The sequence below is a fragment of the Citrobacter sp. LUTT5 genome, assembly GCF_009905315.1.
Lineage (GTDB): Bacteria > Pseudomonadota > Gammaproteobacteria > Enterobacterales > Enterobacteriaceae > Citrobacter > Citrobacter freundii.
In genome coordinates this window covers 3,344,661-3,356,896 of record NZ_CP047606.1, presented here as the reverse complement: position 1 = coordinate 3,356,896, position 12,236 = coordinate 3,344,661, and the positions used below count along the sequence as shown (strand labels likewise).

The following is a 12,236-nucleotide window of genomic DNA, read 5'->3' as shown; positions in this document are numbered from 1 at the left end:
CCTTATCAGGCCTACAACGATGGGTAGGCCGGATAAGACGCGTTAGCATCGTTATCCGGCAAAAGAACGGCTACCAGTCGATCCCAATCTGTGCCTGAATACCGCGGTCAAACGCGTGTTTGACCGGGCGTATTTCACTGACCGTATCGGCCAGTTCCAGTAACAGCGTATGGCATCCGCGTCCTGTGACGATAACGCTCTGACCGGCAGGACGATTTTCGATGGCGTTGATAACCTCTTGCGTATCCAGATAGTGGTAAGCCAGCATGTAGGTGAGTTCATCCAGCACCACTAGATCGTAATGCGCATCAGCCAGCATGCGCTTACTTTCCTGCCAGACAACCGTTGCCGCTTCGATATCTGCTTGCCGATTTTGGGTTTCCCAGGTAAATCCGGTACCCATAATATGGAATTCGACGCCGAGCGGTTGCAGTGTGTTGTACTCACCATTATCCCACTGACCTTTAATAAACTGCGCGATGCCAACGGTTTTTCCGTGACCCACTGCGCGCGTTGCCGTGCCAAAGGCTGCGGTGGATTTTCCTTTTCCGTTGCCGGTGAAGACAATCAGGATCCCTTTCTTCTCCGTTGCAGCCGCTACGCGGGTATCAACCTGCTCTTTTAGCTTCTGCTGACGCTGACGGTGTCTGTCGTTATTGGCGCGCGCTTCCATGGAAACTCCTTAATGCCCTGCCGGACAAGTTGCGCAGCGATGCTGCTGCTCGAACTGGCTGAAGAAGTTATTACCTTTGTCATCCACTAATACGAAGGCGGGCATATTTTTAACTTCCATCATCCACACCGCTTCCATTCCCAGTTCTGGATATTCAAGACACTGCAGACTCTTCACGTACTGTTGCGCCAGTAGGGCGGCGGCACCGCCAATGCTGCCGAGGCTAAATCCACCGTGTTTGTGACAGGCATCAGTGACCTGCTGGCTGCGGTTACCTTTGGTGAGCATAATGAGGCTGCCGCCTTGTGCCTGGAAAGCATCGACATACCCATCCATGCGCCCGCCGGTGGTGGGTCCCATTGAGCCACAGGCCTGATTTTCCGGGGTTTTGGCTGGACCAGCATAGTAAACGATATGCTTTTTCATGTATTCCGGCATCGGTTCACCGTTATCCAGTCGCGCTTTGATGTTCGCGTGAGCGATATCGCGAGCCACAACGATCGGGCCGCTTAACGACAGACGTGTACCAATGGGCAAGGCGGAGAGATCATGCAGGATCTCGCGCAGCGGACGGTTCAGATCCAGTTGTACGGTCTGGGCGCCGTTTTCTACCCGGTGAGAATCGGGGATAAATTTGCCCGGATTATGCTCGAGTTTTTCCAGCCAGATACCGTGTTTATTAATTTTGGCTTTAATATTGCGGTCGGCAGAGCAGGAGAGGGCCATCGCGATTGGGCAGGAGCCGCCGTGGCGCGGTAAGCGAATTACGCGAATATCGTGGGCAAAGTATTTGCCGCCAAACTGCGCCCCGATGCCAAACTCACGGCTGGCATTGAGCAACTCGGCTTCCAGCGCCGTATCACGGAACGCCTGGCCCAGCTCGTTCCCGCTGGTGGGCAGATTATCGTAATATTTGGTTGAAGCCAGTTTGGCGACTTTCAGCGTCTGGTCGGCGGATAAGCCCCCAACCACAAAAGCGATGTGATACGGCGGGCAAGCGGCTGTACCCAGTGATTTCATTTTTTCGATCAGGAACGCGGTGAGCTTTTCCGGCTGCAGAATGGATTTGGTTTCCTGGAATAACGCCGCCTTATTGGCAGAACCGCCGCCTTTGTTGACGAACAGGAATTTATATTCATTGCCCGGCGTGGCGCTGATGTCGATTTGCGCCGGCAGGTTTGTCTGAGTATTGACCTCGGTATACATGTCCAGCGGGGCATTTTGCGAGTAACGCAGATTGTTTTCGGTGAAGGTGGTATACACGCCTTTGCTTAAGGCTTCGGCGTCATCGCCGCCGGTCCAGACATGTTGTCCTTTGCAGGCCACAATGGTTGCCGTCCCGGTGTCCTGGCAGTTAGGCAGTACACCTTTAGCTGAAACCTCTGCATTGCGCAGCAGCTGCAATGCGACGTACTTATCGTTACCGCTGGCCTGTGGGTCGTGCAAAATGCTGGCAATCTGTTTTAAATGTCCGGCGCGCAGGAAAAATGAAGCCTCATAAAACGCCTGCTGTGCTAACAAGGTTAACGCTTCCGGTGCAACCTTGATAACTTCCTCTCCGTCTAACTCCGTTACCGTAACGTGCTGGTTACTGAGTAATTCATATTCGGTACTATCTTTACTCTGAACAAAGAGTTCCTGCCAGACAAATGGTTTAGACATGTTTACTTCTCACCTCTTCGTATTGTTTGCCGGATAAGCAATGTGCCATCCGGCGTAAAGTTATTTGGCTAAAAAGACGTTGGCTTTTGTCGCTTCGGCGACATATTCGATAGTTTTTTGGGCACGAACGCTGTTTCCGGCTTCATCAAGCGGCGGAGAATAGACCGCAATCGCATATTCGCCTGGGACGACGGCAACCATGCCGCCGCCGACGCCGCTTTTCGCCGGAATGCCAACGGTGTACAGCCATTTACCGCTGCCGTCGTACAGTCCGGCAATTGCCATTTCTGCCAGTACTTGTGGAACATATTTCTCATTCAGCAACTGTTTGCCGTTGAACGGAGATTTGCCTTTGTTCGCCAGTACGGCACCCATTTTGGCCAGTTGCTCAACGGTGATATCCACCGAGCACTGGCGGGTATAAATTTCAACGGCTTCGTCAGTGTTGCCATAGAAGCTGTTATAGGATTCCATCAGTTTGGCCAGCGCCTGATTGTGCTGGTTGGTTTCCATTTCAGATTTGAAAACCGGTTCGTTTACGGTGAGAGTGGCATCGGCCCAGACGTTCAGGTTGTCGAGGATTTTGTTCCAACGATCGGTTTTGTCTTTGGCTTCAATCAGGCTAACGGTGCTCATGGCCCCGGCGTTTACCAGTGGGTTTTCAGGCGCGCCTTTGGTCAGTTCAACGGCCAAACCTGAGTTGAACGGCATGCCGGTGGCATTGGCGCCAAGTTTATCCAGCACTACCTGTGGACCGTGCTGCTCCATGGCGAGCGCCATGGTGAACACTTTACTCAGGGATTCCATTGGGAAAGGTTTGTTAACATCGCCAACCTGGTAGATCTTGCCGTCCACCGTCGCAATGGTGATGGCAAAATTTTTCGGGCTATAGGTCGCCAGAGCAGGGATGTAGTCGGCGACTTTTCCATCGTTATTACTTTTGTACTTCTGATGAGCCTGTTCTATCAGCTTGGCGTAGTCGGGCGTGGTTTGCGCGAATGTAGTTGCGCTAAACAAGACGCTGAAAGAAAAGAGACTCACGCCGATAATTGTTTTATTCATTGTGCGTTCCTGTTGGTGTGCTCATCTTGATGCCGGATGGCGGCGTACCGCCTAATCCGGCCTACGGATAGTTAAACGTTATGTAGGCCGGATAAGCGCATGCGCCATCCGGCAATAACGTAGTATCAGGACAAAGCGACTTCCGTTTCGGTAACCGGGCGTTCCTGTTCCGGTGACTTCACTGGCGCAGTTCCACGGCAACCCTGGCCGAAGTGTTCGCCTTCCCAACGGCCCACAATGGCAGCGCCCATGGCGTTACTCATGACGTTGGTAGCGGAACGACCCATATCGAGGAACGGATCGACGCCCATCAGCAGGATCAAACCCGCTTCCGGAATGTTGAACTGGTTCAGGGTAGCGGCGATAACGACCATCGAGGCACGCGGTACACCCGCCATCCCTTTAGAAGTCAGCATCAGAATTAACAGCATGGTAATTTGCTCGCCCATGCTCAGTTCGATGTTGCACGCCTGAGCAATAAAGACGGTGGCAAAGGAGCAGTAGGCCATGGAGCCGACCAGGTTAAAGGAGTAACCGATAGGCAGAACGAAGCTGGCGATTTTTGAAGAAACACCGAATTTTTCCAGCTTGTCCAGCGTACCCGGGAAGGCGGCTTCAGAGCTTGAAGTGGTAAAGGCCAGCAGAGCGGGTTCGAGGATTGATTTAGTTAACCGTGCGATGCAAGGCCCGACGATCATAGTAGACAGGCCAATCAGGATCGCCCACAGCATACCCAGCGTCAGGTAGAACTCACCCATGAAGATCCCGGCGCTAACCATCACACCCAGACCACGTTCGGCAATCAGACCTGAAATAGCGGCAAAAACGGTCAGTGGCGCAAACAGCATGACGTAACCCGTCAGCTTCAGCATCACGTGCACCAGTGAATCCAGCACTTTCACAATAGGGTCGGCTTTTTCACCAATCGCAGCGAGGCTGCAACCAAGGAAGATGGAGAACACGACGATCTGCAGAATTTCGTTACGCGCCATCGCATCGACAATACTGGTCGGTACCGCGTGTGAGATGAACACTTTCAGCGTGAATGGCTCTGACTTAACGGCGGCAACAGCGCCGACATCATGTGGCACAAAGTTGATACCTGCGCCTGGCTGGAAGATATTTACGATAACCAGACCCAGCGCGATTGACAGCAATGACGCGCAAATAAACAGGAAGAAGGTTTTCGAAAATATACGTCCCAGCGTTTTAGCATCGCCCATTTTGGCAATACCCACAACCAGAGTTGAAATAACCAATGGTGCGATAATCATTTTCACCATACGTAAGAATATAGTGGTAAAAATGGAAATGTCTGCTGCATAAGATTTTGCTGTTTCAGCCGCGGCCATATTATTTATGGCCACCCCGGCAATCATGCCGAGTATCAGGCCTAATATGATCATCTTCGTTAAACTTATTTTCTTCATGTGTACTCCATCGGATAAAGGTTGGTAATTGGAATTGTGTAGGGTGGCGTGCGCCTGAGCCTGGACAGCAGCTTAGACGCACGCCTGTTGTGACCAACCGCATGAATAATTCGAAGCACTGTGATACAGCTGAATTCTGTGCCCCAATGGTTGTTATTGTGTTTTTTGTTACAGGTCGAACTCAATACTTAATAATGGTGCGTGTTGCTGTGCACCATAAACATCATTGTCACCGACGTTACCGGAAATAATATCGCGCGGCATGACGATTTTTACGGCATTCGCCGGATCGAACCATACAATATTGTGAATAAAGTCAGGTTTAACGTTATATAAACCGGCAATAAGCTGCGGTGTTAATTGCTCTGAGCGTTTTACGCGCTGATAATCTTCCCGGGTTTTAAATAAAATATCTAAAACCAGTTCGTACGGTCCGGCGTTTTTCGAGCGAATAACTTGTGCCAGTGAACAAATTGAGTGTTTCATGCCTGAACTCCTTCTGGCGTCACCTGTTCAATGTGGAAATCAAAACGCAGCGCATCGCTCGCTTCAATCAGGTGATAGATCGAGAACTCATACACCGGTCCACTCTGAATATCAGATGGCGAGAACGGGAAGGCGAGGTTGCCCGCAGTCGCAATGCGATTTTCATAGCCGTAGTGCAGCAGGGTAGAGCGCACCAGCGAGCAAACGCTGTTGGCTATGTCCTGCGTCGGCGCAACGACATCCAGTAAAATTCCCAGTTCATGGCCCGCAGTTTTCATCGGCTCATGGTTGCCCATCACACCGTTCTTACCGTACAAGTGGAACGTCATGCGGATACTGTCGTCATTCAGGGAGAGGTTACGTGCAACGCTTGCCTGTACCTCTTCAAGAATCGTGTCAATCCCGGCAATCATAATCGGGTCGCGTGTTCCGGCGATGGTCAGGCAACGGAAGCCAACCTGGCGTGCACCTTCCAGTTTCAACGCATACGGTGTTTCTTCATGGCGTGAACCGCTGACATACACTTCACCCTCGTTAACCTGGGTAAAGGTGCACGCTTTTAGGTTCAGCACACCGCCTGGCCCTGGCAGGAAGTAAGGATCTGACTTCTCGTACAGGGTGTGCGCCGCAGCAGAAGTTTCAGTGAACTTACGCTTGGGATTGAACGCCTTCAGCGTAAAGCCGTTGTCGTCGATAATCCCCATCGCACAATCGGAGCCGGAGCCAGGGGTGGCGGCAATGGCAGCACACTCAAGGATCTTACCGCAATGAAGCGCCAGACCTTCATCAAAGCCCTGCATAATCGGCAGCGCGGCGAAGCAGGCCGGATCGTAGGCACGTCCGCCCAGGACCACCTGTGCACCGGCTTTCAGCGCACGCTGGAAAGGCTCGACGCCCATCTGCGCGACAATGTAGGTGCTCTCTTCAATGGCCTCGTGAGTCAGTTCAGGCACAAAATCGAGCGCGGTGATTTTGCCGTTATCCAGTGCCTGATGAACGATTTCTTTGTCGACATCAGACGGAATTAGCGCCATTGAGAAAGACAGTTTTTCTTCCTGCGCGATCTCATGGATTATTTGGCGACACCACTCCAGATGCGGAGCTGCGCCAGAACCACCGGCTGTGCCGATCACTACCGGGATGTTGTTCTTAACGCCTGCCACAATCATATAGCGCAGATCGCGTTTCACACCGGCCCTGTCAGTAAAGGGTTTACCTGCCCCCAGGTAGTGGGGGCCAGGATCGGAGGAACCTGCGTCAACAGCAATAAGATCCGGTGACTCTTCCATGGCTTTACGAAAACTTTCTTCCGGGAAGCCATAACCCAGGATAGCCGTAGGCGATAAGATCTTAAATGTGCGTGCCATCTCTTAATCCTTAGTTTGCAACAGCGCGATGGTGCGGTTCATTTCGTTAAACACGATGTTGAGACCTTCATCGAAACCCATACCCGGTTTGATCAGCATGCGCATTGGACGCGCGGCCAGCGCGACGTGTACGCAGGTACGAGCACTGATTTCCGTTTCGTTACAGGTACCGCCCTGATAGGCTTCCATTCCGTGTTTGTTGCAATACAGCACTGCATCAACGATGTTGTGAATACCGCCCAGATCCGGGGTTTTAATCTGCACCATGTGGCAGCTGCCCGCGTCGGTGAAGTCCACGATGTCCTGATAGGTGTTACACCATTCATCCGCAACGATTTTCACGCCGGAACCCAGACGAGTCAGCTCCTGAGTGATCTCGGTTAACATGCGGATCTGATCCGGCTTGTTACCGGCATCAACCGGGCCTTCAATGTACAGCGGTAGACCTTGAGCTTCGGCTTCCAGGCTGGCGATGTATTCGGCGCAACGCACTGGATCCATATCGAAGATCAGACCAATGGTGCCGTAGACATCAATATGCAGCGTCGGGTGATAGCTTTCGTTGGTGCGTAGGCTCAGGATGCGGTTAGACAACCAGCGGACGTACTCACGCAGTTTTTCACCTTTAAAGCCCAGCTTCTCTTCAACGTTATTGATCAGGGCATGCGGCAGGACATCCACACCTTTGAGGATCATCTTGTCGACGGCGATATAACGGTCGTCGCCGCTCTGACCAAATAACGGAATGGCTTCCGGAACGCATGGCAGTTGCCATTCATCACAAACCACTTCGGCTTTCAGACGACCGGTAGCCAGTGCCGCCGCGTCGAGCAGTGCCTGAGACAGACCATAACGTACGGCGGTATGCAGCAGATGGCCGTCAATACGCAATTCATCAAAGAAACGGGCGTTGGTCAGGAACGAATCAACGTCACGACCTTCCAGCAACGGCTTGATGTGGTCGTTGAGGAACGGAATGAAGTTTTCAGCCAGGAACAGCGGGTCACGACCGCCTGCACCTGAATATTGCACCGCTGCGCAATCGCCCACAGCTACCGCGCCGTTTTCCAGAATCAGTTGTACGGAAACACATTCACCCGCCTGACGAACAGAGGTAAATCCAGGCGTGACCGGATCGCCGGTGTAGATAAACCCGTCATGACCGGCGCCATTTTTGATGGCCTGCTGATCGTCAAAATAAAATGAGGAGTAGCCAGCGGTGAAAAGGGCCTTTTTGATTTTCATTATGGTCTTCCTATTAATTTACTGTGGGATACGGCGTTGATGTCATCAATGACCATCTGGAAAGAAGGCTTGCGGCCTTCAAAATGTGCGCGCTCTGCGACATAGTCGTGGTGCAGGGCGAGAATATCTTTCGGCAGCGGCACGGCACCGGCTTCAAGAATACGGATTGCGCCTGTGTTATCGCGAACAGGCAGGATCTTACCGGCGTTACAGGCGGCAGGAGCGAAAGGTACATCCAGCACGCCAGCTTCAAAGGCCAGCACCGTACCGCGCGCAATGTCGCCATTGCCCAGTTCGAAGACTTTCTTCAACACCGCGCGGACTTCGCTCTTAATCAGGTCAACTTCCTGCTCCACGGCAGCGCACTGCGGGAATTTCTGGTCGCTGACCATGTTGAGCATCTGGCGTGACGCTTTCAGACCCTGGGCGTTAGCTGCGGCGGTTGGGATACCGAACGCTTCGTGCGGGCTTTTGGTGATCACTTTTGTGGCACCCGACATACCAGCAACCGCTGCACCCCAGGCGATAACGGAGAAGGCTTTCGCTTCATCTTCCGGGAATCCGCCCATCCACTGGTGGAAAACGGTGCTCAGTTCGTAATCGTCGAAGCCATGGTTATGGAAGTATTCGTGGGACAGTTCACGCAGCGCCTGAATAGCGGCGATATCCTGCGTCAGGCTACCGACCTGGCCGTAGCCGACGGTAATGGATTTCACGCCTTGTTCCAGCGCCAGCAGACCTTCAATAATCGCCACCGAGTGGGACATAAACGGCGGGATCAGGGTACCGGTCAGCGGGCCAAACGGCTCACGGTTGATGCGAATGCCGTTCTCTTCGTACAGACCCATCAGACGGTCGCAGTACTGCCAGTCGCGAATGGATTTTTCCAGGGTGACGCGTTTGGCGTAAGGGATGTTGTAGGAGATACCGCCGCCTTCGTAGCTGGTGAAGCCACTGGCCATGGCGATTTCTGCCAGCAGGCGCGCATCCGGCGTACCGTGGCGAACCTGGATCGGTTTTTCCAGCGATTCAGTCATCCGGCGGCAGGCAGCAACCCCGTGATTGACGACTGGTAAACCATTCAGCTTGGAAGTACCTGCTTCGATGGATTTCTGGATCCCGACAGCGGCTTCTTCATAGCGGTTCAGACGGGTATAAGCATCGATAGTACTCGGCAGGAGGTCGCACTCTTCCTGCAATGTTTTGAGCAGCGCAATATGCTCATCCATTAATGCTACGCCTGCTCGCGGCTGGCTCAGGGTTTTACCTTCCTGATCGGCTTTCAGCAGGGCAAGGGAGAAGCGTTTTTTATCTGGAATTGATTGCTGGTACTTCACGCCATCTTCGAAGTTCTCAACGTCTTTGCCGGTTTCCCAGGTTTGTAATACCTGATGCCTTTCGGTCATGAATTCGTCATGGGTCAATTTTTTATTTCGAAGTTCCATTCGTAGCTGCCTTAAGTTTTATAGGGTTAAACACTGAATGCTGGTGCGAGCAGCGGCTTGCGGGTACAGCCTGGCGACGTTTGCCAGAAGCGGGAGCAGGCCATTTGAATCGCGGTAATACTCAAACTGATTCGGTAACAGAATTCTTTTCCCCTGGTCGTCCAGCTCCCGGTATTTGAGCCAGTTATGGATATCGAACTGGCTGGCGCGAGAGAGCCATCCCCCTGAACCGACGACTTTGCGTACGGTGGTGAGATCGCGACCCATCTGTAAATCCACGTTACCCACGCAGGTGCAAACCTGCTTTTTAGTGCCCGCGTGGCGCTCAGCGGCATAGCCCACGCATAAACCTGCCAGCAGGGTGTCGAAATATTTCTCTTCCTCACTGAGTGGCAGGTAATCCGGTTGCCCAACCAGATGGCGCAGGTAGCGATAAAACGCTTCCTCGCGCTGTGGTTGTTGGGCGAAGATGACTTTCACCATATCCTGCGTGCTTTCTCCCACCACGACGGCGGAAACGCGCATGCCCAGGTCGCCTTCTACTGTACGTTTGACGAACGGTTCAGGAACACCATGCAGGACGGTATCGGGGGAGAGGGTATTCGCGCTGGCCGAATAGACATCCGTGGTGGCTCCGCCCATATCAATCAGCATGAATTCCTTCCATGCGCTGTCGTAATCGCTAATGGCTTTGACTAACTCATAGACCGTCCATGGCGTCGGCATTGGCTCTTCGCCTGTTTCGCCAACAATGACGTCCAGACCTTTGCCTTTGACAATGCGTGACAAGAACACATCACAAATCGCCTGGCGTGCGGCAAACGGATTCGGGTGATCGAGGTCAGGCAGAATGTTGTCTACCGTGGTCAAATCCTTATGTCCCAGAATCGTTTGTATTTCGTCCTGAATGTCCCGGTTTCCGGCGTAGATAATGGCGCAATCAAGCTTTGAGCCTGCCAGCGCATGCGCATTCGCCAGGCCGTAACTTTCTTCGCCACCGTCTGTACCGCCGGTAAACAGCAGAATATCTGGAGGGGATGACTCCAGCTCCTGGATGTCATGACGGTTCAGCTTGTACGAATAATATTGCGCGATTTTCGCTCCTGCCGAATGGGCGGTAACTTTTGCCGATTCCAGCGTAATGGAAGGCACCAGCCCCATTGCTGCAACGGCAAGCCCACCTTTCGCTGAGGAGGAGTATTTCAACTGCACTTCACCACTTTTCAGTAACGGGCGAGCATCGGCAACATTCAGCACCTGATTCAGGCTGGCAAAAAAACCGTCTGCCAGATGATGTGTGGTGGTTGGGGTCAGGACATGGTTTACCAGGGTTAATTCCTCGCCTTCATGGGCGAAGAGGGCTGCCTTGGTCCATGTCGAGCCGATATCGACAGAAACTGTTTGCATCAGATGGCCTCTTCCAGGCAACGCTGTTCGAGGCCATTGTGTTGGTGAATATCATTAGTGATAAGCGCGCAAACATCGTCCAGATCGTGACTGGGGGCGAAGACCCGGTTAAAGCCCATCTCTTTAAACTTTACTTCCACATCGGCGAAGTCATGTTTACCGACGACGAGGTTGCCGCCGACGTACAGCAGAATGTCGCCAAGGCCGCGTTCGATGCAGCGCTCACGTAATCCGAGGCAATCAATGTCGCCATGACCGTAGATAGAGGACACCACGATGGCATCGGCGCCTGTTTCAATCGCAGCATCAATATATTCATCCTGGCTCACCATCACCCCGAGGTTGATTACGTGAAAATCATGAGCGGTAAAAACGCGATCCAGAACTTTATTACCTACTGCATGGCAGTCAGCACCGATGACGCCAATAACAAGTGTAGATTTCTTCATGGGTAATCCTCTGTAGGGCTGATGGTCAATAAGTGAAATTATTTTCTAATATTTAGAACATGGATTGTGACAACCTCTTAATAGGGTTGGAGTTTCTGTGGAAGCGAAAAAGGAAGCAATTGATCTATTTTCAAAATATCCTGAGAAAAATGATTGTTATATTTGGTTGTTATAAAATCCCTTTATAATCAGTAGGATGCATCATGTTTTCTTGGCCGGTTTTAATTTATTAGAAAAATGGGTAATAAATTACTTGCCATGTTTGTGATCGAAATCTTATTTTGTTATGCGCGCCATTTATGTCGTGTTTTTAATAATTTCAAAAATCACAATTACTAATTAACTTGTGAACGACGTAACGGTTTTTTATTTTTTAATCTTATATGTCACAATTCATTTTTGTTAATTTTAGGATAAAAATGATAATGAAATGTTTGTGGCATATTTAATCTTTGCCACATAAGTGCAGAGTGGGCGTTAAAGATAACTTTCAGTGATGATTTAAGCGAAACGCCAGCGTTTTCTCGCAGAACACCAAACGCAATGCATCGGTCAATGTGGAACGTTTTCTCTTCCAGCTGAGATAGTTACATCTCGGTGTTAATTATAAGTAAAATTTAAATGAATAATTTGTATGAAATAACAAGTCCATGACTTGCTAAACAAAAAACTGTGAGCTACCTAGCATTAGTGATTCTTTATCTGCTACCAATTTTGTCAGCCGGGCTGGTTAAAAGATCGTGTACATTTAAATAAATATCCTATCATTTGTAGTAACGGCAATTACTCATTGAAAAACATGTTGTTAACATCGCATTCACTAGTCATGCGAGTGTTAAACACTATTAACATTAAATTTGAAAATTGATTTAAATCAATGTTTAAAACTTGGAAAACAGCATCAAAAGAGGTTAAATTGCTGCAGATCAAATTGGTCTGAAGGTGGTAAATTAGCTATAAATTGATCACTATCGAAAAATGCAAATTTGTCTCGATAAAAACCTGTTTAT

Annotated in this window: 10 protein-coding genes; all 10 read right to left on the bottom strand. The window is 50.9% G+C overall.

Features of this window, described 5'->3' with window-relative positions:
• Positions 1 to 70 precede the first annotated feature (70 nt).
• A complete protein-coding gene (gene cobO, locus GUC46_RS16270; protein WP_003847316.1) occupies positions 71 to 673 on the bottom strand; it encodes a cob(I)yrinic acid a,c-diamide adenosyltransferase in 603 nt (200 codons plus the stop codon).
• Positions 674 to 682: 9 nt separating this feature from the next.
• On the bottom strand, positions 683 to 2,335 hold the full coding sequence (locus tag GUC46_RS16265) for a class I fumarate hydratase (protein WP_003022941.1): 1,653 nt from the start codon (positions 2,333 to 2,335) through the stop codon (positions 683 to 685).
• A gap of 60 nt (positions 2,336 to 2,395) precedes the next feature.
• Positions 2,396 to 3,397: a glutaminase A gene (glsA, locus tag GUC46_RS16260; protein ID WP_003022944.1), complete on the bottom strand. Its 1,002-nt coding sequence runs from the start codon at positions 3,395 to 3,397 to the stop codon at positions 2,396 to 2,398.
• A gap of 125 nt (positions 3,398 to 3,522) precedes the next feature.
• A complete protein-coding gene (locus GUC46_RS16255) occupies positions 3,523 to 4,827 on the bottom strand; it encodes a dicarboxylate/amino acid:cation symporter (RefSeq protein ID WP_003022946.1) in 1,305 nt (434 codons plus the stop codon).
• Positions 4,828 to 4,995: 168 nt separating this feature from the next.
• Positions 4,996 to 5,313 (bottom strand): DUF4387 domain-containing protein, encoded by a 318-nt coding sequence (locus tag GUC46_RS16250; protein WP_008320068.1) that lies wholly within the window; start codon positions 5,311 to 5,313, stop codon positions 4,996 to 4,998.
• A complete protein-coding gene (locus tag GUC46_RS16245; protein WP_003022951.1) occupies positions 5,310 to 6,680 on the bottom strand; it encodes an acyclic terpene utilization AtuA family protein in 1,371 nt (456 codons plus the stop codon). Before GUC46_RS16245 ends, GUC46_RS16250 begins: the two co-directional genes overlap by 4 nt.
• A 3-nt stretch (positions 6,681 to 6,683) precedes the next feature.
• Positions 6,684 to 7,925, bottom strand: a complete 1,242-nt coding sequence (locus GUC46_RS16240; RefSeq protein WP_003022953.1) for a methylaspartate ammonia-lyase — start codon at positions 7,923 to 7,925, stop codon at positions 6,684 to 6,686.
• On the bottom strand, positions 7,925 to 9,370 hold the full coding sequence (locus tag GUC46_RS16235; protein ID WP_003022957.1) for a methylaspartate mutase subunit E: 1,446 nt from the start codon (positions 9,368 to 9,370) through the stop codon (positions 7,925 to 7,927). Before GUC46_RS16235 ends, GUC46_RS16240 begins: the two co-directional genes overlap by 1 nt.
• An 18-nt stretch (positions 9,371 to 9,388) precedes the next feature.
• On the bottom strand, positions 9,389 to 10,777 hold the full coding sequence (gene glmL / locus GUC46_RS16230; protein WP_003831429.1) for a methylaspartate mutase accessory protein GlmL: 1,389 nt from the start codon (positions 10,775 to 10,777) through the stop codon (positions 9,389 to 9,391).
• Positions 10,777 to 11,226 (bottom strand): methylaspartate mutase subunit S, encoded by a 450-nt coding sequence (gene glmS / locus GUC46_RS16225; protein WP_130714864.1) that lies wholly within the window; start codon positions 11,224 to 11,226, stop codon positions 10,777 to 10,779. The genes glmL and glmS overlap by 1 nt, the downstream gene beginning before the upstream one ends.
• Between the last annotated feature and the right edge of the window lie 1,010 nt (positions 11,227 to 12,236).